A 21,512-nucleotide genomic window follows, 5' to 3' on the forward strand; every position below is an offset into this window, starting at 1 on the left:
GTGCCGGACAGCTCCAACGAACGTGAGGCGCCAGGACAGGGCTGGTTCCTGGCGGGCCTGGCTCTGGTCACCTCCTGCCTGCTGGCGCTGGAGGTGCTGGACACACGACTGCTCAGCGTTCTGACCTGGTACTCGCTGGCGTTCCTGGTGATCGCCATGGGCCTGTTCGGGCTCACGGCGGGCGCGGTGCACGTATACCTGAACCCCGAGCGTTGGACGCTGGAGCGTCTGTCGCGCTCGCTGGCGCGGGACTCCCTGCTGCTCGCCGTGGCGATCCCGGCGAGCTACGTCGCGCTCTTGGTGATGCCGCTGAGGGTGGAGCCGGTGGCCACCACGGTGGTGCTCTTCATCGTGTTCGCGGGCGCCATCGCCCTGCCCTTCTATCCCGCCGGGCGCGTGGTCGCCGCGGCGCTGACGCGCTCGCCGTTTCCCGTGGGCCGGGTGTATGCCGTGGATCTCGGCGGCGCCGCTCTGGGCGCGCCGCTGGTGCCGCTGGTGCTGCACGTGCTGGACGGTGGCTCGGCGATCCTCGCCTCCAGCGTGATCGCCGCGCTTGCCGCGGTGCTGTTCGCGCGCTCCGGCGGGCATCGGGATCTGGTGAAGAAGGGCGCCGCCGCGGCGCTGGGCCTGGCTGCCCTTGCCGGGGCGAATGCCGCCAGCGATCACGGTCTCGAGCCGCTGTGGGTGAAGGGCCGCCCGGAGTCTCGCGACAACGTGGTGAAGGAGCTGTGGAACAGCCACTCCCGGGTGCAGCTGCTCGCCCCCGCGCAGGTGCCGGCAGCGATGTGGGGCGGCGGCCGCAAGTGCCGCGCGCCGGTGTTGCTGCAACAGGGCATCGAGATCGACGCTCACGCCGCGACGCCGCTGTACCTGGTGGGCAGCGACTTCGAGAAATTGCGTTTCCTCCAGTGCGACGTCACCAACGTCGTGCATCGCATTCGCCCGAAGGGGCCGATGGCCATCATCGGCGTCGGCGGCTCCCGGGACATCCAGGCCGCATTGCTCTCGGGCCACGCGCCGGTGGTGGGCATCGAGTTCAACGATCGCCTGCTCGAGCTCTTGCGCGGTCCGCTGGGGGAAAAGACCGGCATTCACGGCCGGCCGGACGTGCAGCTGGTGCACGACGAAGCGCGCAGCTACCTCGCCCGGCACCCGGAGCAGCGCTACTCCGTGATCCAGGCGTCCCTCATCGACACCTGGGCCGCCACCGGCGCCGGCGCCCACGCTTTGGGGGAGAACAGCCTGTACACGGTGCAGGCCTTCGATCTGTTCCTGGATCGCCTGGAGCCCGGGGGCGTGCTCACCGTTTCGCGTTGGGCCACCGTGGAAACCGCGCGCTTGGTCTCGCTCGCCGTCGGCGCGCTGCTCGCCAAGGGCGTGAAGGATCCCAGCGCGCACATCGCCCTGCTCGCCTCCGGTCCCGTCGCCACCTTGATCCTGTCCAAGGATCCGCTCACCGCCGCGGATCAGACGGGCCTCGCCCAGCTCGCCGACCAAGAAGGCTTCATCGTGGTCGCCGCGCCGAACAAGCCCGCGACGCTGCCGCGCCTCGTGGCATACCTCTCGGCGAAGTCCACCGCCGAGCTCGACCGTGTCGCTCTGGAGCCGGATCTGGACTTCCGACCGCCCACGGACGATCGCCCCTTCTTCTTCAACGTGGTGCGCTTGCGAGCCGTGGCCAAACCGCTGCCCAAGGCGACCCACGGGAGCATCGAAGGGAACCTGCTCGCCACCCGCACGCTGGGCCTCGCGCTGCTGTCGTCCTTGGTGCTGGTGATCGTGGCCATCGTGCTGCCGCTGTTCCGGCGCGCGCGGCCTCAGGGGCACTCGGGCCGCACGCTGTGGGCGGCGCTGGTGTACTTCGCCGCCATCGGTGTCGGCTTCATGTTGGCGGAGATCGCGCTCCTGCAACGCTTGAGCCTGGTGCTCGGGCACCCGACCTACAGCCTGCTGGTCGTGCTCTCGAGCCTGGTGGGCGCCGCCGGCCTCGGCTCGCTGCTGAGCGACCGCTTGCCCTTGGACCGCGCTCCCATCTGCTTCGTGTATCCCGTAGTGCTGGCGGCCGTGCTCGCCGCCATTGCCCTCGCCTGGCCCACCCTCAGCGCTTCCGTCGCCGCGCAGGGCAACGCGCATCGCATCGGCTTTGCCATCGCCGTGTGCGGCGTCACCGGTCTGTGTCTCGGCTTCGCGTTTCCGGCCGGCCTGCGCATCGCGCGTCAGGCTTTGTCCGCAGAAACGCCGTGGCTCTGGGGCATCAACGGCGTGGGCAGCGTGCTCGCGAGCAGCCTCGCCATCGCCATCGCGCTCTCCTACGGCCTCACGGTCTTGCTGCTGGTGGCCGCCGCTTGCTACCTGCTGCTGATCCCCGCCGTGCTCGTGATGCGAGGCAGCGGATGAATGCGCGAGTGCAGCGCGCGCTCTCGTCGCGACGCTGGGTTCTCGCGCTCGTCGCTCTCGCTCTCGGTCTGTCGGCCCCCAGCATCGCCTCCGGCTTCGCCACGGAAGACTGGCTGTTTCGCTTCAGCGCCACGCGTCCCTTCGAGCTCGGCAACCTGAACCTGTACGACGCCCGCGACCTCGCCCTCGGCGTGGACGCCGCCCGTCGCTTCGGCTCGCTGCCCTGGATCACCCCGGACGACTTCCACATCTCCTTCTGGCGTCCTCTCGCCTCCCTCGGCTACCACCTCGACTACCGCGTGTGGGGTCACAGCCCCGCCCTGGCGCACCTCCACAGCGTGCTCGTGTACCTCGGCTTGGTCGCCGCCGCCGCGGCGCTGTTCCGAAAGCTCCTGCGCCCCGCGTGGGTCGCCGGGCTCGCGGCCCTGCTCTTCACGGTCGACGACGCCCACGCCCACGCCGTCGGTTGGATCGCCAATCGCCACGTGATCCTGGGCGCGCTGTTCGGCTGCCTGGCGTTGTTCTTCCACCACCGCTGGCGCGCCGAGGGCTCCCGCGCTGCCGCGGCCCTCGCCCCCGTCATGCTCGCTCTCGGCTTCGCGTCCAGCGAGGCCACCGTCGGCGCTTTCGGCTATTTCCTGGCCTACGCCGCGTTCCTCGACGACGGTCGAAGGCGGCTCCTGTCACTCGCCCCCGCGTTCTTGGTGACCGCCGCCTGGGCCGTGGGGTTCAAGCTCTTCGGGCACGGCGCCGTGGGCTCCGCGCTGTACATCGATCCCGTTCGCGATCCCTTCGGCTACCTGCGCGAGCTTCCGAACCGCCTGGGCGCGTTGCTCGCCGGACAGCTCGGGCCGATCCGCGCCGACCGCTGGCACGAGCTTTCCAGCGGGGGACGTTGGCTCCTTGCTTTCGGAGGTTTCGCTCTCTTCTTCATTTTGGTTGGTCCGCCGCGGCAACAACGCGTCGCCCGCTTCTTCGCCGTCGGGCTCCTGCTCTCTTTGCTCCCGGCCTGCGCCACGTTCCCGAGCGATCGCTCCCTGTTCCTGCCGGGCATCGGCGCCTTCGGCCTGATCGCCCTATGGGTCGAGCGCGCACGGCGCGAACGGCTCGCGTCGAAAATCGTCGCAGCGCTGTTGCTCGTGCTGCACGCCGGCGCAGCGCCCGCGCTGTTTCCCTATCGCTCGCTGGCGATGGCGCGCATGGACGCAGCCGTTCGCCGCGCGAGCGACAGCGCCTACGCGAGCGTCACGGGGCTCGGCGAGCGCCTGGTGGTCGTCAATTCTCCCGACTTCTACTTCTGCAAGCTGCTCGAAGATCTGCGTTGGTCCCGCGGGCTGCCGGCGGTGCCCATGACCTGCCTCGCCGGCACCCTCGGTCCCATGACCGTGGAGCGCATCGATCCCAACGCGCTCAGCCTCACGGTGCCGGCCTCGTTCCTCGATCGCCCCTTCGATCGCCTGTACCGCGACCGCCACCACCCCATGCAGGTCGGCGACAAGGTCTTCGTGGGCACGGCATTGGTGGAGATCACCCAGGTGGACGAGCGCGGCGCTCCGACCCAGGCGGTGTTCCGCTTCATGTGGCCCATCGGCTCGAAAGTACTGCGTTTCGTGGTGTTCGACGGCGGCCGCTACGTGCCCTTCACGCCGCCCGACGTGGGTCAGGAACTGACGCTCGGAGGCTGACGAAGCGCGCTATCATGGCCGACATGCGCGCTTGCTTCCTCGTCTCCAGTTTCACGGCCCTCGCTCTCGTCGCTGCCTGCTCCAGTGACCAGTTCACGGCCGCAGACTCCAAGGACTCCGGTACCGGCGGCGCCGCGGGCAGCAGCGGCGCCGCGGGCGCGGACGGCGGTGTGGCGGGTAGCGGCGGAGGCGGCGGCACCGGCGGCACGGCGGGAAGCGCGGGCACCGGCGGCGGTGCGGGGACAGCGGGGAGCGCCGGCACTGCGGGCGCCGCCGGCAGTGATGGCGGCCCGCCGGATTCCGGCGTGACCTGCGAGGACCAGAAGCCGGACGCAGCGACCATGGTCACCGTGGCACCCAGCGGCACCGACGGCGCGAGCTGCGGCGCTCCCGGCTCGCCGTGCAAGACCATCAAGCAGGGTTTGGCCGTCACTGCCGCCTCCTCCACCAAGAACACCGTGGTGGTGGCCGCCGCCAACTACGCCGAGGACGGCCTGGTGGTGCCGGCGGGCGTCACGCTGCAAGGCGGCTGGACCTACGAAAGCCAGTGGCAGCACCTGTGCACCGCCGATGCCCTCACCAAGACCATCGTTCGCCCCGCTACGGACAACGCTACGTTCCGCCTGGTCGATCTCGGCGGCACCGCCCGCATCGAGACGCTGAGCATCCAGAGCCGCAGCAGCGCCGCGAAGACCGGAGAGTCCCTGTACGGTGTGTTTGCCACCGGCGCGACCACGAAGGTCGTCCTCGATCACGTGAGCATCACCTTGGCCAACGCCGGTGGTGGAAGCAACGGCAGCACGGGGAGCGGGGGCGGCAACCCGGTGTCGATCTGCACGCCCGCCGGCGGAACCAACGGACAGAACGGCAGCGCCGGCGGCGGCGCGCCCAAGGGCAGCTACACCGCCGCCGGCTATCAGCCCGCTTCGGGAGCCTCCGGAGGCACGGCCACGGCGGGCCAGAACGGAACCCCCGGCGGGGCGCACACCTGTCAGCCGTGCTCCGTACCGAAGGGCTCGCCCTGCGGATGCGGCAGCTCGATCGCCGATTCTTGCGGCCAAGACGGCAAGCCCGGCTGCGGTGGCGGGCCCGGCGGACCGGGGGGCCCCGGCACGGGCGGCGGCAGCGCCATCGGCGTGTTCTTGTGGGACGCCGATCTCACCATCCTGGACAGCAGCGTGAAGTCCGGCAACGGCGGCAAGGGTGGCTCCGGTGCCAGCGGCGGCACCGGGGCCACCGGCAGCGCCGGCGCCCTCGGCAACCTGGGCTTCGAATGCCTGTATTGCTCCATGACCCCACCGCCCACGCCCATCTGCGTGGGCGCGCCCCACCAAGGCAGCGGCGGCACGCCGGGCGGCAAGGGTGGCACCGGCGGCACCGGCGGACCGGGCGGCGGCGGCGCCGGTGGTGACAGCTACGCCGTCTACAAGGGCGGCAGCGCCAGCGCCACCGTCACCACCACGACGCTCACCCCGGGCAGCGCCGGACCGGCGGGCGGCGGCACCCAGCCCGGCGCCGCGGGCACCGCCGCAGCGCAGAACTGACGACCCCTGCGACAGCCCCTGTCGCAGCGCGACCAGCTGGCGTGTTTGACAGGGTGAAGCCAGCCGCGCGCTTCGGGTATGCTGGCCCCATGCGCACTTCCTTGGGCCTCGCGTCCCTCGCCGCCTTCTTCGTCTTCGCCGCTTGTTCCAGCGACGAGTTCACCGCCAGCCCCACGAAGGACTCGGGCACCGGCGGCACATCCGGCAGCAGCGGCGCGGCGGGTGCGGACAGCGGTCTCGCGGGAAGCGGCGGCACGAGCGGCGCCGGCGGCGCGAGCGGAAGCGGCGGCGCGAGCGGAAGCGGCGGCGCGAGCGGAAGCGGCGGCGCGAGCGGAAGCGGCGGCAGCGCCGGCGCCGCGGGCAGCGCTGGCACCGATGGCGGCACCGTGGACTCGGGCATCGCCTGTGAAGACCAAAAGCCGAACGGCGCCACGTCGATCACCGTCGCCCCCACCGGAACGGACAGCGCCAGCTGCGGCGCGCCGGCCGCGCCCTGCAAGACGATCAAACAAGGCCTCACCCTGGCCGCGGCCTCCGCCACCAAGAAGACGGTGGTCCTCGCGGCCGCCAACTACGCGGAGAACGGCCTGGTGGTCGCCGCCGGGGTCACGCTGCAGGGCGGTTGGACCTACGACGGTCAATGGCACCGCGACTGCAGCGCGAATGCGCCCACTCTGACCGTCGTGCGACCGGTGAGCGACAACGCCACCTTCCGGCTGGTCAACCTCGGCGGCACCGCGCGCATCGAAACGCTGACCATCCAGAGCCGGACCAGCGCGGCCGCCACGAGCGAGTCGCTGTACGGCGTGTTCGCCACCGGCGCGACCACCCAGCTGGAGCTCGAACGCGTGAGCATCGCCCTCGGTAACGCTGGCGTCGGCAAGGACGGCTCGGTCGGAAGCGCCGGCGCGAATCCACCGGCGAGCTGCAGCGCCGGTACGGGAACCAACGGCGGCAGTGGCAGCGCCGGTAACGGCGCTTCGAAGGGAACCTACACGGCAGCGGGCTACCAGCCGTCTTCGGGATCCCAAGGCGGCACCGGCAGTGCCGGAAACAACGGCACCGCCGGTGGGACGCACACGTGTGTCAACTGCAGCACCTGTCTCACCAATGGCCACTGCTCTGCAGCCACTCAGTCCTGCGGCCAGGACGGCAAGCCCGGCTGCGGCGGCGGCCCCGGTGGACAGGGCGGCGTCGGCACCGGCGGCGGCAGCTCCATCGGCGTGTTCCTGTGGGACGCCAAGCTCACCATCACCAACAGCAGCGTGAAGGCGGGCAACGGCGGCAAGGGCGGCTCCGGAGCCAACGGCGGAACCGGCGCCAACGGCAGCAGCGGTGCGAAGGGATCGAACGGATCATCGTGCTACGGGTGCACGGAGATCTTCATTCCACCGGGGGGCTCCAGCTGCTCCAACAGCTCCACTCCATCTGCGGGCCTAGGTGGCAGCGCGGGCGGCGTCGGAGGCAAGGGCGGCACCGGCGGACCGGGCGGCGGCGGCGCCGGTGGTGACAGCTACGCCGTCTACAAGGGCGGCAGCGCCAGCGCCACCGTCACCACCACGACGCTCACCCCGGGCAGCGCCGGACCCGCGGGCGGCGGCACCAAGCCCGGCGCCGCGGGCACCGCCGCAGCGCAGAACTGACGACCCCTGCGACAGCTGCTGACGCCAGCTGTCCACGACGCAGCGCGAAGCGGACGCCCCCTTCGCTTCATTTCATTTGTGCCGGTTCGCCGCGGAACCGCGCGGTCCGCCGCGCGAGGTTCCGCGGCGGACCAACAAGGAAACGGACCCCATGCTCGGCGGGAATGCCGGCGGCGCCACACCACGGAGCTGGCGGCGCTACGTCAAGAAGCCGGCGGCACCGCCGCCCAGATACACCGCGCCGAGGATGAAGAGCCAGGTGACACCGAGCACCATGCGAATGCGCGTCCAATAGCGTGAGGTGTCGTCGCCGAAAGGAACCAAGAGCGCCGCGAACAGCGCCAGGCCGAACACGCGGTGGAGGACGAGGACGGCGTACAGGGCACTCACCACGAAAGCGATCCGGATCAGCAGCCGGCCCGTGCTCTCGCCGTAGCGCACGGCCGTGGTCTCGATGCCCACGGCGCGATCTTCTTCCCGGTCGCGCACCACCTGGATCAGCTCGAAGCAGGTGGAGAACAGGCCGAGCTGCGCGGCCAGCGCCCAGCCCAAGGTGCTGCCGATGGGCGCGCCCACGAGGGGCATCGCGGCGCCCCACAGCGTCATGCTGAGCACGTCGAGGACCGGGACGCACTTGAGCTTGGCCGAGTACGCCCAGCAGATGCCCGCGCCGGCCGCCGCGGGGATCAACAGGCCGACGTCGATCACGAAGGCGAGGGCCACCAACAGCGCCGCCAGGCCGAGCTGCGCGCCGATGGCGGCGCGGCGGTGGTCGGCGAGGTAGCGCGTCTTGTCCAGTGCTCGGCCTGCCTCGAGGTCGCGATCGACGTCGTAGTAGTCGTTCGTGAGGTAGGCGAGCAGATTCAAGACGGCCGCAAACAGCGCGCGCAGCAGCACCTGCTTGCCGGGGAGCGCCAACGCCAGGCTGAGCGAGATGGCCGCGACCATGTTCGCCATCTCGAGCCGGCGCACGCGGTACACGAAGACGTCGAAGACGATGCGAGCCGCCGCAATCACTTGGCGTAGTCCTGGAAGATCTCGAAGCTCTGGGGTGCGCTCGGCACGCGGATGAAGCCGACTCTGTCCCCCGGTATCGCCTCGCGCTCGACGCGACAGCCGGGACGACATCCTAACGTCTCCATCCAGTGGAAGCGCAAGACCACGTCGCCGCCGGAAGCGTCCGCCACCTTCAGGTGGTTCAGGCGTTGCTCGACCACCCTACCCTCACCGCGTGCGAAGTAGCTGGGCTCCTCCCGCACGCGGTAGATGCGATAGCCGGACAGCACGACCATGGGCTCGAGCAGCTGGCGCCGTGCGTCCAACGGTCCGTGATCCCCGCTGATGATCACGAAGCCCACGGCGTAGTCTCGGAAGTACCGCGCGAGCTCCGCTTCCGGAAGCGCTCCGATGGGATTGCGGCGGAACAAGTTGGCGTCCACGTGGGGAACGTTGCGCTCGGGGATGCCGCCGAGGATCGGAAGATGCGTGGCCACGACCAGGTACTCGCCGAGCATCCACTCGCTGACCACGATGCGGCCGCGGCCGTGGTGGTTGGCGAGCAGCCAGTCGCGCACCTTCACGTGGCCGGGAGCAGCGGACGTGTGGCGCATGGCGAAGGGCTTGGGCTCATCGAGGCCCACCAGCGGCGACGTCTCGAGATCGAGGCCGGTGCGCACGGTCTGCTTCGGGATCAGGTCGGGGACGTAGTGCATGACCGTACGCACGAAGCGCGGGGCGATCGCGAAGACCGCCAGGGCGAGGGCGATCTGCGCGCCTCGGGAGTAGGAGCGGAGAGCGCCGGGCGAGAGCACCTCCGTGAGCACCGGGGCCGCCAGGAGCGCGGCGCCGAGGGCAGCGACGCCGATCTGTCGATAGGGCTGGAACTGACGACCGATCCAGACGTAGGCCGCCAGATACGCGAAGGCGAAGCTCGTGAGCCACAGCGTGCCGAGGGGCAGGCCGCGGCGATCCGCCCGCTTCCGGTAGCGGTACAGACCGACCCCGGCGGCCACGAAACACAGCGTGCGCACCAACGTTCGGACCGGCCAGCCCGTCTCGCGGCCGTCGCGCATGAGGTCGAAGGTATCGAAGAACAGATACGAGAGCGTGGTGTTGAAGAAGGTGTCGATGTCGCCGATGTAGTGGCGCATGCGAAGCGGCGGACCGATCCACAAGAGCGCGGTGGAGGCGGAAAACGCCGCGGCCATCCACAGCAGCGCGTGCTCGCTCTTCGACATCCCGCGAAAGGCCCGGGCGTAGAGCGCGACACAAGGCACCAGCACGGCGAACACCGCAAACGGGTGCACCAGCGCGAGCGCTGCCGCGAGCAGAGCCAGCGGCAGGTACAAGATACGGCGCCGGCTCTCCAGGGTGCGATACAGGAGCGCCACGAGCAGCACGCTGGCGTAGCAGGCGAAGGACCAACTGATCATTCCGACCCACCACGACCAGTGCATGAAGGAGTCGAAGAACCAGAGCAGCACCCAGGAGAGCATGGCCACCGCGGTCTCGGCGGGGTTCAGGCCGAAGAGGCGCGCGGATCCCCAAGCGGCGGCCACCAGCCCCAGGTGCACGCAGAGCACGAACAGATTGAAGGCACGGCCCATGGGCACGCCGAGGCCGCCCAACGCGATCACGAACAGCTCGGTGCCCTTGCTGGTGAGGTCTTCCACCATGCCGGCGGGCTGCCCCGCGAGCTCCAGGGGATCCCAGCCCCAGAGCTTCCCGGACTCGTGGAACGCACGCACCGCCCGGTCGACCTGCACCACGTGGAGCGAGTAGTCCACGGTGGTGATGGGCTCGTTCGAGAACATCACGCGGGGCGGCGCGAAGTAGGCCAAGAGCGCGAGATGGAGCGCGACGACCGCGAGGATGGCAATGCGCCCCTTCACGCGCGCTCCTGTCGAGTCACCACGCGCAACGACAGGAGCGCAGCCGCGGCGTAGGCGACGGCGCCGACGACGAGAGTGAGGCGAAGCCCACCGTGCAGTGCGGTGAGCGTGGCCAAGATGGATCCGAGCACGCTGGTGGCGCCGTTCACGCTCCAGAGCCAAGGGATGCGGTGCGGGGCACGACTCGCGACGCTCACCAGCGCCGTGGGCAGCGGCGCGCCCAGCAAGAAGCCGACGGGCGCGATCAACAGCACCGCAAGCGCAGCGCGCCCGGTGGCGGAGAAGGCGCGGCCCGCTTCCAGCACACTGGGCAAACCGAAGGCAGCGAGCAAGACCAGCAGCACCACGCCGCCGAGCACGAAGCGCAGGCGCCGGGGCGCGGCGGTCGTGGGTCCCGCGAGCACGCGGCTGCCGATGCCCCCCAGGACCAGGAGGGAGAACAGCACCACGGAAAGCGTAGCGGTGGGCTCGCCCAGGTAGACCGACAAGCGGTACAGGAGCGCGATCTCCACGAACATGAAGCCGATGCCCAGACAGGCGACGTACCCGAGATCGTAGCCGGCGCCCGGCGCGTCATCCGCTCTCGCGCGCGCCCTGAGGACCACCGGCAGCACCAGGAACAGGAGCACCATCACCAGCGCGACCAGGGCGACCTTCGCCAAGATCACCAAGCCGTTCCCGAACAGGTGCGCGGGGCCCTTGGCCGTGAGGGCGTGCGGCAGATCCGAGAGGCGGTTCTGATAGAAGAAGAAGGGGTGGTCGTCCGTCGTCGCGGAGACGTCGAGGGGTAGCGCGGCCAGCTCCTTCCCGAGCGCAGCGTCGTCCTTCGCCGTGGCCACTCGATCGATGGTGCGCTGCTCGCCGCTCACGGCGGGCATGCCGCCGCCGGGCACGTACACCACGTAGAAGCCCAGCGCCTTGGCCTGCTGAACCACGCGGGCGGACAGCGCGGGCGGCAGCCCGCGGGGCGCCGCGATCAGCGTGGTCATGATGGCGTTCGGCCGCCCGAGCCAGGGCGTTTGCACGACCGCGAGGCTCGCCGCCGGGTCGGCTCCCCGGTGCAGCAGCGCCGCGCGGGCGACCGTCGCCAGGCGCGGGCCCACCGCCAGCTCCGGCAGGCTCACGCTGGACACGCTGAGCAGGCCGTCGTCCGTGAGCGCGGAGAAGAAGTCCTCGAAGGCCTCCTGCGTGTACAGGCCGTTCTCCGTCAGTGCGTAGGCGCCGGCGGCGCTCGCCGCGGAGGTGTCGACCATGCTCAGGTGGACGACGTTCCAGGAACCCGGACCGGCGCGGCGCACGAAGGCGCGACCGTCGGCAGCGACGGCCGTCACGTCCGGACGGCCGTAGAGGTCGCCGGTGAACTCGCGGTAGCTGCCGCGCATGACGTCGTTCACGATCAGCGGATTGACCTCCACCGCCGTGACGTGCCCGGCGCCGCTCATCAGCGCCGCGAGCACGTCCTTGCCGCCGCCGGCGCCGATGACGCACACGCGGGGGGCGTCGGGCCGCACGCGGTAGACGAAGGCGCTGAGATCGAAGGCCACGTTCCTGACCGCCGAGAAGTCGCCGGAGAACTTGGTCAGCGTGGTGGCCGCGTTCATGTCGATGACCAGCGTCTTCTGGTCGGGGATGGGACCATTGTAGAGCGGCGAGAGTCCCCAGCCGCGGAAGCCCGTGCTGGGCAGCACGCTCACCATGCTGAAGGCGTTCCAGCGCGTGAGCTCCGGCTCCACCTGGGCCAGGTCGATGCCCTTGGCCACGCGCACCTGGAACAGCTTGGTCTCCGCTCCGGTCAGCCACAGCGCCCCGAGGATCAGCCAGCCCACCAGGGCGGCGCCTCGGACGCCACGGCCCTTGCATGCGATCAGCGCGGACCCGAGCGCCAGCGCTGCGACGGCCACCAGCGCCTTGGGCCCACCAAACAGCGACAGCAGCGGCACCGTGAGGGCGCAGCCGAGACCGGCGCCCAGGAGATCCCAGGCATAGAGCGAGTGAGCCGTCTTGGCAGCGCGCGACATGCCGAGGGCAACCACGAAGCCCGCTGCCAGGAAGGGCAACGCGGCGAGCAGGAACAACAGCACCAGCTTGAACGTCAGCTCGGTGAACACGCCGCCGAACCAGTCGGGGGAAAAGCGAGACAGCGCGAAATCGACGACCACCAGCGCCAGCGCCTGACCCATGGCGCCCAGCGCGAGGTGGCGATCGGTGTGCGCCTCCGGTAGCCGGTGCTGGAAGAAGTGCACGGCGAGGGCCGCGACGCCCAGCCCGAACAGCGCCACGGAGATCGCAAAGAAGGCGAAGTGGTACCAGAGCACCACCGAGAAGATCCGCGTCAGAATCAGCTCGCTGGCAACGATCGTGAGACTGGTGAGCGCTATCGTGGGGCCGATGCGGGCCATGCTCTCACTCCGCGTCGCGTGCCCCAGCGTCCGCCACACCGCCGTCCGCCGCCGCACCGATGTGACCCCGGATGTTGGTGACCGAGGCCGCGATGAAGGTCGCGTTCTTGGGTTGATCTCCCTCTTTCCACGACAGCCGAAGGCTCCCCGTCGTGGCCAGGTGCGCATCGAGCACGACGGCGGTCAGGCGATCGATGCGGAACTCTCCGTTACCGTCGCCCCGGTACTGCTCCACCGTGGCCCACGCCGACGGATCCAGCGGATGCTGAAGCTCCTGCCGCCCGCCCTGCTGCCGGACCACGATGGCGATCTTGGCGGTGTGCTCGTCGAAGGACGTGAGCGTCATCTCCGAAGCCTGCGTGGCGTGGATGCCCTGAATCACGATCGGCTCCGAGAAGCTCCACTTGGCCCCCACTCCCACCGGCGTGGGGGGGAGACGGAACGGAAACCTGCGCTGCGCGTCGAAGGTCTTGTCGAGCAGCTGCTTGATTTCGGGGGTGGGCTTCTTGCCTCCGACGAGCTCGGTCGTGACCTCCGCGACCTCGCCGTCTTCCGCCACCAGCTGCCGCGTGACGATGCCCACGAGCAAGGCGAGCCCCTGGTCGAGCTGCTTCAGGGCTTCCGGAGGGACCTCCTTGCTCTCGGCGTGGACGTCGACAAGCTCGCCGCGTTCCTCCACCAGCGACAGCTTTCGACCATCGATGGTCTTGGCCACCGGGTCGGCGGTGCCCCGCAGCACGGAAAAGCTGGTCGTGGCAGAAAGCGTCGGTCCCCGCGCTGGTGGCGCGCCGGAGAGCCCGATGGAGCCGCTACTTTCCACCGTTTGTTGATACTGAAGACCGGTCCAGCGCCCGACCTCGAGCTTGTTCTTGGGCTCGCGGCCGGCGTTCGTGAGCTTCACGCCTCCTGCAGTTTCCACTACCGCGGGCTTCTGCGGCTCGTCTGTCTTGCCTTCGGGGGAGCAGGCCTTGGCGCAACCTGGCAGAAGCAGGGCAATCACGAGGAGCCCCCGAGCTCGGACGGCGACGGAATGCATGCGAAGGACGACCCGCGGCACGCTACCACGACAGGCGTCCCGAGCTAAGATGCCCGACATGACATCGAGCTTCGTTCACGAGAGCCCCGCCTACTGGGACTCCGACAAGGCCCGCATCGTCGGGGGAGCGCCCGAGGGGGTGTTCGATTTCGCGGACCAGCACGAGGGCGATCTCGTCCCCGGGGACTGGTGGCACGTGGAGCAGGACGGCAAGATCGTCGGCTACGGCTGGATGGATACCGTGTGGGGCGACGCCGAAGTGCTGGTGGCGGTCGATCCCGAGGCGCGCGGCAGCGGCATCGGCACCTCGATCATGGATCACCTCGAGCAGGAGGCCCGCGCCCGCGGGCTGAACCACTTGTACAACGTGATCCCCGACGGACATCCCGATCCCACGACTCTGGGCCGCTGGCTCGCCAAGCGCGGCTTCAGCCCCAGCGAGGACGGCCGCGTGCTACGCCGGATCGTGCGGCGTCAGCTGCCATGAGGTGGCTCTTGTGTGCGGCGCTCGTGCTCGCCGCGTGTGACGACCCGCCGAAGCCCGCCCCCGAGAAGGCCGCCCCCGCACGCCACGTGGAGATCGTGAGCGCGCCGGGGTCGAGCGAGGAAGCCACGGCCGTGATCCAGCGCGAGGCGGCCAAGGCGAAGACCGACGGCAAGAGCTTGCTGGTGTACGTGGGGGCGCCCTGGTGCGAGCCCTGTCAGCGCTTTCATCAGGCGGCGGCTCGAGGCGACCTGGATCAGGCCTTCCCCGAGCTCCGGCTGCTCGAGTTCGACCACGATCGGGACGAAGCTCGGCTGGAGCGGGCGGGCTGCATCTCGCGTCTGATTCCGCTGTTCGCCAAACCCGACGCCCAGGGCCGTTGCAGCGACGTGCGCATGGAGGGGTCCATCAAGGGACCGGGTGCCGTGGCGGAGATCACCCCGCGCTTGGCGCGGCTGCTGGCGACAGCCAGCCCCTGAGCGGCTCCGCGATCGTGCGCGGGGCGGTGCGGAGCGCAGCGAGATCCCGCGATCCCGTGAGCAACATCGCCATGCGGAGCTCGTTCTCCACGCGCTCGAGGAAGGCCACGGCGCCGGCGCGTCCGCCGTTCTCGAAAGCCTGCAACACCGGACGCGCGATGCCGCCGGCGCTGGCGCCGAGGGCGATCGCCTTGGCTACGTCGAGGCCCGATTGGATACCGCCGGTCGCGAACACGGTGGACAGACCGAGGTCGCTCACCTGCGCGACGCTGGCCGCGGTCGGGATGCCCCACTCCCAGAACGTCTGCCCCAGACCCCGGCGTTCGTCGGGCGCCCGATGGGTCTCCACGGCGACCCAGGACGTTCCCCCCGCGCCGGACACGTCCACGTGGCGAACGCCCGCCGCGAACAAGCGGCGCCCCACCCCGCGGCTCAGGCCCGAGCCCGTCTCCTTGGCCACCACCGGCACCGAAAGCTCGCGCACCAGTCGTTCGATGGCCGCCAAGGCTCCGCGGAAGTCGCGGTCGCCGTCCGCCTGCACCAGCTCCATGGCGGGATTCAGGTGAACGCACAGGGCGTCGGCTTCCACGCTGTGAACCAAGCCTTCGATCTCCGACGTGGTCGCCTTGGCCGCCTGCACCACACCGATATTGCCCAACAGGAGCACGTCCGGCGCCACCTCCCGCACTTGATAGCTGGACGCCACGTCGGGGTTCTTCTGCATCGCGCGCTGGCTGCCGAGGCCGAATGCGTAGCCGCGCTCCTGAGCGATGGACGCGAGCTCGCGATTCACCCGGCGGGCGCGCTCGGTCCCGCCGGTCATTCCCGCGATCAAGATCGGCGCCCGCAGGCGCTTGCCGAGCAGATGCAGGGAGGTGTCGAGCTCGTCGAAGGCGAGCTCCGGCAGCGCGTCGTGAACCAGCCGGACACACTCGAACAGGGTAGTGGTTTCCTTGAAGCCCACGTCCCCCCGGATGGCGAGGTCGAGGTGGTCCTCCTTGCGCTGTGAGATGTCGCTCATTCCGGCCCGCCGAGCGGGCCACAGAAGGGCGAAAATTGAAAGGCCGGATCGAATTGACAGGGTTTTCGGCCGACCCTACGCTTCCGCCGAAAATGCCTTCCAAGACGCGGACTTCCAAGAAGAAGCGGCGACGAAAGCAGCCTCCTCAGCCGCCGCGGCCGAAGGCCAAGGCGATGGCCAAGAACGCGTTCTCGGCGTTGGTCAGTAGCGTGCGCCGCGACGTCGATGCCCGCCTCGAGAGCTTCTTGGACGGCAAGGTACAGGCGCTGTCGGCGCACGGTCCCGAGGTCGTGGACCTCGCCGCCGCCGTTCGCGACCTGTGTCTCAGAGGCGGCAAGCGCACGCGGGCGGCACTGCTGGTCGCCGGCTACCGCGCCGCCAGCAGCACCGCGCCCTTCGAGCCGGCGCTGGACGCCGGTGTGGCGCTGGAGCTGTTGCACGCCTACCTGTTGATCCACGACGATTGGATGGACGAAGACACCGTGCGGCGCGGCGGTCCGGCGGTGCACGCGGCGCTGAGCAAGAAGCTCCGTTCCAAGCGCCTCGGCGAGCGCTCCGGAATCTTGGCTGGCGACCTGGCTCAGGCCTTCGCGACGGAAGCCCTCACTCGCGTACAGGTGTCTCCCAGCCGTCTGGCGAAGGTGCTGGAGAGCTTCGCTCAGATGCAGGTGGACGCAGTAGCCGGGCAGCACCTGGACGTGCTCGGGCGTACGCGGGACGTGGAGAAGGTCTACGAGCTCAAGACCTCGAGCTACACCGTGCGCGGTCCCCTCCGCGTCGGCGCTCAGCTTGCCGGCGGGAGCCAGAAGCTCCTGACCACGTTGGATGGCTTCGCCGCGCCGGTGGGTGTGGCGTTCCAGCTGCGCGACGACCTGCTCAGCGCCTTTGGCGATCCGGCGCAGACCGGCAAGCCCTTCGGCAGCGACCTGCGCAGCGGAAAACACACGGTTTTGCTGACCATCGCGCTGAAACGGGCGCGCGGTCGGGACCATCGTCGGCTGCGCGCGGTGGTGGGTAACCCCAAGGCCACCCACGCCCAGCTCGAGCAAGCCATCGAGGTCATCGAGCGCTCGGGCGCCCGGGAGGCGGTAGAGCAGCGCATCGACGAGCTGTCGCAGGCAGCGATCGCCGCACTGCGAGAGGGCCGCGTCTCCGCCGAAGGGCTGGCCATGCTCGAAGGCGCGACGCGAGCGCTGACGTCGCGCCTCAGTTGATGGCCACGGCAAACGGCAAGGTGATCCTCTGCGGCGAGCACGCCGTGGTGTATGGAGTGCCCGCCATCGCCGCCGGCATCGAGCGGGGCGCGCGTGCCCAGGCGCGTCGGGCCGATGCCTCGCGTCTGGTGCTCGGGAACGACGCCATCCAAGCCAACGACGGTAGCGACGTGGGCAAGGCGTTTGGCGCGCTGCTGGCAACGCTGGACGAGCGCGACGTCGAGGTGCGGCTCGAGGTAGACGTCCCTCCCGGTTGCGGCCTGGGCGCATCCGCCGCCATGGCCGTCGCCACGGCGCGGGCGGTGCTCGAGCTCGCGGCGGAGCCGCCGTCGCCGGAGCGAGTGCTCGAAGCAGCCACCGCCTGGGAGCGCGTGTTTCACGGCAATCCCTCCGGCATCGACGCCGCGGCGGCGGCCGCCCGGGGGTGCATCCTTTTCAGCCGCAGCGAGGGCGCGCGCCCCGTGAAGGTGCTCGAGCCGTTGGTCCTCGCCGTGGCCGTCGCCGGGCCCCCGGCCAGTACCAAGGTGATGGTGGATTCCGTGGCGGCGCTCAAGGCGCGGCGGCCCGAGGTGGTGGACAAGGCCCTGGAAGGCATCCGCTCGGTGGTTTCCAACGCTCGCTTGTGCATCGAGCACGGAGACGTCATCGGCCTCGGTCGATTGATGGATCTGAATCAAATGCTCTTGGCGGGGCTGTTCGTGTCCACGGAGGAGATCGAGAACGCCTGCGCCATCGCGCGCACCGCGGGGGCCCTGGGCGCCAAGCTCACGGGAGCCGGCGGCGGCGGCGCGGTGATCGCGCTGTGCGAAGAATCCGCCGACGCAGTGCTCGCCGCTTGGCGGAGCGCAGGCATCGAGTGCTTCGGCACTCGCGTGCGGGAGACCGACCGGTGAGCGAAGCCCACGCGATCGCCCATGCGAACATCGCCCTCGCCAAGTACTGGGGCAAGGCGGACGTCGCGCGGAACCTGCCGGCGGTTCCCAGCTTGTCGCTGACGCTGGACGCACTTCGCACCTTCACGCGCGTGCGTTTCGATGCGGGGCTCGGGGACGATCGCGTCGAGCTCGATGGCGCCGTCGCCGAGGGCAAGGCGCGGGACCGCGTGGTGGCGCTTTTGGATCGCGTGCGCGCGGAGGCGGGCCTCGACGCTCGCGCCCAGGTCGAGTCCGTCAACGACTTCCCGACCGCAGCGGGCTTGGCGTCGAGCGCTTCGGGCTTCGCGGCGCTGGCGCTCGCGGCGCGGGCGGCGGCGGGCCTGCCCGAAGACCCGTCGCGGGTCAGCGATCTGGCGCGCGCCAGCAGCGCCTCGGCGGCACGCTCCGTCTACGGCGGCTGGGTCGCGCTGGGCGCGGGAGCGACGAGCGCCGACAGAGTGGCAGGCCCCGAGCAGCTTTCGGTGTGCATGTGGGTCGCGATCACCGTCAAGGGACCGAAGGACGTGGGCTCCACGGAAGGGATGGAGCACACGCGAGCGACGAGCCCGTACTACCCGGTGTGGGTGCATCACGCCCCAGTGCTGTTCGAAGAGGTGCGGCGCGCCGTGTTGGAGCGCGACTTCCCCACCCTGGGTGCGGCGATGGAGCAAAGCGCGCTGATGATGCACGCGTCCATGCTCGCCGCGCGCCCGGCGATCCGCTACTTCGCGCCGGCCACGCTGGCGGCGATGGACGCAGTGCGCGCCTTGCGCAAGGGCGGCATTGCCGCCTACTACACCATGGACGCGGGACCTCACGTGAAGGTGTTGTGCCAGCTCGAACGCGCCGACGAGGTGGGCCACGCGCTAGCGTCCGTGCCGGGCGTGGAGCGCGCGATCCGCTGCCTGCCCGGACCCGACGCACGCCTCGTGAGCGCCGAGGAGTGGGCCGCGCGATGAGAGCGCGGGCGCCCGGCAAGGTCGTGCTCTCGGGCGCGTACGCGGTGCTGCACGGAGCGCCCGCCATCGTCTCCGCCGTCAGCCGCTACGCCGAGGCGGACAGCGAGCGTCCGGCGAGCGTCGTCACTCCCGAAGTGAAGGCCGCCCTCGGCGATCGCGCTGCACCCTGGTTCGATGCCAGCGCGCTGCGCGACGCCCGCGGCAAGCTCGGCCTCGGCTCGAGCGCCGCCATCCTCGTAGCGTCCCTCGCCGCGCTGGAGCTGAAGGAGAGCGGCGCCCTCGACGACGCGACGCTCGCCGATCGCGTCTTACCCCTCGCCCTCGCCGCGCATCATCGCGCCCAAGGCGGCGGCAGTGGCATCGACGTCGCGGCCAGCGCCCGTGGCGGAACCCTGGTCGCCCAGCGCGGCGACCGGCTTTCCTGTGAGGCCGCCGAGCTCCCTTCCGGCTTGGTGATCGAGGTGTGGGCCTCCGGCTTGCCGGCCGTCACCGCCGAGCTCATCGCCCGAGTGCAAGCCTTGCCCGAGCGGGAGCGCGCGCTGGCTCCGCAGCTCGAGGCATCCCATGCCGCCGTCGCCGCGCTGCGGGCGGCGGACGCTGCGGCGTTCATCCACGCCCTCGATGCCCAACACGCGGCGCTCCAGGCGCTGGGAGACGCGGCGGGGGTGCCCATCGTCACGCCGCAGGTCGCGAAGCTGGCACGGCTGGCGCGCCGTCGTGGCGGAACCGTGCTGCCTTCGGGTGCGGGCGGCGGCGACGTGGCACTTTACGTCGCTCGGGAGGCTCCCAGCGCGGAGCTTCGACAGGAGTGCGCGGCCCTCGACCACCACGCGTTGGACCTCGCCCTCCACGCTCGCGGCGTCCACGCCTTGGAGTGAATGACATGACTTCCGGTTCGCGTATCCCAGGGTTCTACAAGCTCGACATCGAAGCCCGACGCCAGAAGGTGTCGGAGCTGTCCGGCGTGGAGCTCGAGAGCATCGAGAAGGCGCTGGCGAAAGGCGGCCTCGCGCCCGCCACGGCGGACAAGATCGTCGAGAACGTGCTCGGCACCTACGGTCTGCCCTTCGGCGTGGCCCTCAATGTTCGCATCAACGGGATCGACCGCTTGGTGCCCATGGTGGTGGAGGAACCAAGCGTCGTGGCGGCGGCGTCCAACGCCGCCAAGATGGTGCGTCGCGCCGGCGGCTTCGCGGCGGAGATGGTGGAGTCGCTGATGACCACCCAGGTGGAGCTCCGCAACGTGAGCGATCCGGCGCACGCCATTCGCGCGCTGGAGGACGCCAACGAGGAGCTCTTGTCCCTCGCCGCGGACGCGGTTCCCGGCTTGGTGGAACGCGGCGGCGGCCCGCACGCCATCGAGGTGCGCGATCTGGGCAACGGCATCGTCGTGGTCCACGTGCTCGTCGATTGCCGCGACGCGATGGGAGCGAACCTGGTCAATTCCGTGGCAGAAGCCGTCGGGCCGCGAGCGGCGGAGCTGACGGGAGCGACGTTGGGGCTCCGGATCCTGAGCAACCTGTGCGACCGACGGCGCGTCCGCGTCACCTGCCGTGCCCACGCGGCGGACCTCGAGCTCCCGGCGGACGCGAGCTGCGAAGGCATCCATGGCGACGCCATCATCGATCGCATCGTGGACGCCTCTCGCTTCGCGGAGCTCGATCCCTACCGCGCGGCGACCCACAACAAGGGCATCATGAACGGCGTGGACGCCGTAGTGATGGCGACCGGCAACGACTGGCGGGCGGTGGAAGCCGGAGCGCACGCCTACGCCGCGCGCTCCGGTCACTACGCGCCGCTGGCGATCTGGCGACGCGACGGGCGGGATCTCGTCGGGGAGCTCGAGATGCCCCTGGCCCTCGGCGTCGTCGGCGGGACCCTGCGGGTGCACCCCGCCGCGCGCCTCGCGCTTTCCATCCTGCAGATCGAAACCGCAGCCGAGCTCAGCGAGACCGCGGCCGCCATGGGGCTTGCGTCGAATCTCGCCGCGCTCCGTGCCTTGGCCACGGAGGGCATCCAGCGCGGGCACATGTCCCTTCACGCCCGAGCGGTGGCCGCCGCCGCGGGCGCGGAAGGCGACGAAGTGGAGACCGTGGCGCAGCGCATCGCCGAGGACGGCAACGTCACGTTGGACCGAGCCGCTGAAGCGCTAGCCGCGCTCCGCGGTCAGTGACACAGCACGGTCTTGCCAGTCTGCTTCGGATCGTCGACGCAGGTCTGTAGCGGAATCACGCCCGTCACCTTACAGCCGCCAAAGTCCGCCTTTTGACCGCAGGGCGTGGCTTGTAGGTAACCGTCGGGCTTGTTGGCGCAGCCGGTCAGCGCCAGACCGCCGCAGTCGATCACGTTGAAATCTCGATCCACGCCGCCGCTGCAGTCGTAATCGAACCCCAGGTGGAGGCTCGCCTTGTCGAAGAACTTGGTTTGCCCCAGGAATACGTCGGCGTCGGCGTCATCGCAGTCGTCACCCCCGCAACTGCCTTTGGCCTTGTGCCCGTCCCCATCACAATCGCAGGTCGCCTTGCAACCGCCGCTTCCCGCCGCTCCGCCGCTTCCCGCCGCTCCGCCGCTTCCTGCCGCTCCGCCGCTTCCCGCCGCTCCGCCGCTTCCAGCCGCGCCGCCGCTTCCGGCCGCGCCGCCGCTTCCAGCCGCGCCGGCCGAGCCCCCCGTGCTCGCCTCCGCTGCATCTTGCCCCGCGTCCGGCAACGTCACGGATGCGTCGCCTCCGGTTCCGTCCACGCCCTCCGGCAGATCGCCGATCACCAGCGCGCACGAGCTCGCGGTGGTCGCCGCAATCAAAGTGCACGCGCGCACTAGCCAAGAGGTGCCTCGTCGGGTCACAGTGA

General features: G+C 70.3%; 17 protein-coding genes. 11 read left to right on the forward strand and 6 right to left on the reverse strand.

Going from position 1 to position 21,512, the window contains the following annotated elements; translation table 11 throughout:
• The 4 genes from H6717_13590 (at position 1) to H6717_13605 (ending at position 7,269) form a co-directional block, all read left to right on the forward strand.
• Positions 1-2,397, forward strand: a complete 2,397-nt coding sequence (locus H6717_13590) for a hypothetical protein (GenBank protein MCB9578051.1) — start codon at positions 1-3, stop codon at positions 2,395-2,397.
• The gene (locus tag H6717_13595; protein MCB9578052.1) at positions 2,394-4,082 is read left to right on the forward strand and encodes a hypothetical protein; all 1,689 of its coding nucleotides are present in this window, start codon (positions 2,394-2,396) and stop codon (positions 4,080-4,082) included. The genes H6717_13590 and H6717_13595 overlap by 4 nt, the downstream gene beginning before the upstream one ends.
• Before the next feature lie 23 nt (positions 4,083-4,105).
• Positions 4,106-5,626, forward strand: coding sequence for a hypothetical protein (locus H6717_13600; protein MCB9578053.1), 1,521 nt, complete (start codon positions 4,106-4,108; stop codon positions 5,624-5,626).
• Positions 5,627-5,715: 89 nt separating this feature from the next.
• Positions 5,716-7,269, forward strand: coding sequence for a hypothetical protein (locus H6717_13605; GenBank protein ID MCB9578054.1), 1,554 nt, complete (start codon positions 5,716-5,718; stop codon positions 7,267-7,269).
• 198 nt (positions 7,270-7,467) lie between these two features.
• Here the strand turns inward: H6717_13605 and H6717_13610 are convergent, their stop codons facing one another.
• Genes H6717_13610 through H6717_13625 form a run of 4 tightly spaced genes read right to left on the reverse strand, consistent with a single transcriptional unit; the run spans position 7,468 to position 13,655 of the window.
• Positions 7,468-8,286 carry a UbiA family prenyltransferase gene (locus H6717_13610; protein ID MCB9578055.1) on the reverse strand — a complete coding sequence of 273 codons (819 nt, stop codon included), beginning with the start codon at positions 8,284-8,286 and terminating at the stop codon, positions 7,468-7,470.
• Positions 8,283-10,160 (reverse strand): hypothetical protein, encoded by a 1,878-nt coding sequence (locus H6717_13615; protein MCB9578056.1) that lies wholly within the window; start codon positions 10,158-10,160, stop codon positions 8,283-8,285. The genes H6717_13610 and H6717_13615 overlap by 4 nt, the downstream gene beginning before the upstream one ends.
• Positions 10,157-12,559, reverse strand: coding sequence for a hypothetical protein (locus tag H6717_13620; protein MCB9578057.1), 2,403 nt, complete (start codon positions 12,557-12,559; stop codon positions 10,157-10,159). Before H6717_13620 ends, H6717_13615 begins: the two co-directional genes overlap by 4 nt.
• 4 nt (positions 12,560-12,563) lie before the next feature.
• Complete coding sequence (locus H6717_13625) at positions 12,564-13,655, reverse strand: hypothetical protein (protein MCB9578058.1); 1,092 nt, start codon at positions 13,653-13,655, stop codon at positions 12,564-12,566.
• On the opposite strand from H6717_13625, the gene H6717_13630 reads away from it, so the two are divergent.
• Both H6717_13630 and H6717_13635 read left to right on the forward strand, forming a co-directional pair.
• Positions 13,654-14,082, forward strand: a complete 429-nt coding sequence (locus H6717_13630; GenBank protein MCB9578059.1) for a GNAT family N-acetyltransferase — start codon at positions 13,654-13,656, stop codon at positions 14,080-14,082. The genes H6717_13625 and H6717_13630 overlap by 2 nt on opposite strands.
• Positions 14,079-14,558 carry a thioredoxin family protein gene (locus H6717_13635; GenBank protein MCB9578060.1) on the forward strand — a complete coding sequence of 160 codons (480 nt, stop codon included), beginning with the start codon at positions 14,079-14,081 and terminating at the stop codon, positions 14,556-14,558. Before H6717_13630 ends, H6717_13635 begins: the two co-directional genes overlap by 4 nt.
• Here the strand turns inward: H6717_13635 and H6717_13640 are convergent.
• Positions 14,515-15,579, reverse strand: a complete 1,065-nt coding sequence (locus H6717_13640) for a type 2 isopentenyl-diphosphate Delta-isomerase (protein ID MCB9578061.1) — start codon at positions 15,577-15,579, stop codon at positions 14,515-14,517. The two genes, H6717_13635 and H6717_13640, sit on opposite strands and share 44 nt — an antisense overlap.
• 92 nt (positions 15,580-15,671) lie before the next feature.
• Between H6717_13640 and H6717_13645 the strand changes: the two genes are divergently transcribed.
• Genes H6717_13645 through H6717_13665 form a run of 5 tightly spaced genes read left to right on the forward strand, consistent with a single transcriptional unit; the run spans position 15,672 to position 20,839 of the window.
• Positions 15,672-16,793, forward strand: a complete 1,122-nt coding sequence (locus H6717_13645) for a polyprenyl synthetase family protein (protein MCB9578062.1) — start codon at positions 15,672-15,674, stop codon at positions 16,791-16,793.
• A complete protein-coding gene (gene mvk, locus H6717_13650; protein ID MCB9578063.1) occupies positions 16,793-17,686 on the forward strand; it encodes a mevalonate kinase in 894 nt (297 codons plus the stop codon). Before H6717_13645 ends, mvk begins: the two co-directional genes overlap by 1 nt.
• A complete protein-coding gene (mvaD, locus tag H6717_13655; GenBank protein ID MCB9578064.1) occupies positions 17,683-18,666 on the forward strand; it encodes a diphosphomevalonate decarboxylase in 984 nt (327 codons plus the stop codon). The genes mvk and mvaD overlap by 4 nt, the downstream gene beginning before the upstream one ends.
• Positions 18,663-19,544: a hypothetical protein gene (locus H6717_13660; GenBank protein MCB9578065.1), complete on the forward strand. Its 882-nt coding sequence runs from the start codon at positions 18,663-18,665 to the stop codon at positions 19,542-19,544. Before mvaD ends, H6717_13660 begins: the two co-directional genes overlap by 4 nt.
• Positions 19,541-20,839 carry a hydroxymethylglutaryl-CoA reductase, degradative gene (locus tag H6717_13665; protein MCB9578066.1) on the forward strand — a complete coding sequence of 433 codons (1,299 nt, stop codon included), beginning with the start codon at positions 19,541-19,543 and terminating at the stop codon, positions 20,837-20,839. Before H6717_13660 ends, H6717_13665 begins: the two co-directional genes overlap by 4 nt.
• Here H6717_13665 and H6717_13670 read toward each other — a convergent pair.
• Positions 20,833-21,507: a hypothetical protein gene (locus H6717_13670; protein MCB9578067.1), complete on the reverse strand. Its 675-nt coding sequence runs from the start codon at positions 21,505-21,507 to the stop codon at positions 20,833-20,835. The two genes, H6717_13665 and H6717_13670, sit on opposite strands and share 7 nt — an antisense overlap.
• Positions 21,508-21,512: the final 5 nt, after the last annotated feature.

It is taken from the genome of Polyangiaceae bacterium, assembly GCA_020633235.1.
GTDB lineage: Bacteria > Myxococcota_A > Polyangia > Polyangiales > Polyangiaceae > JACKEA01.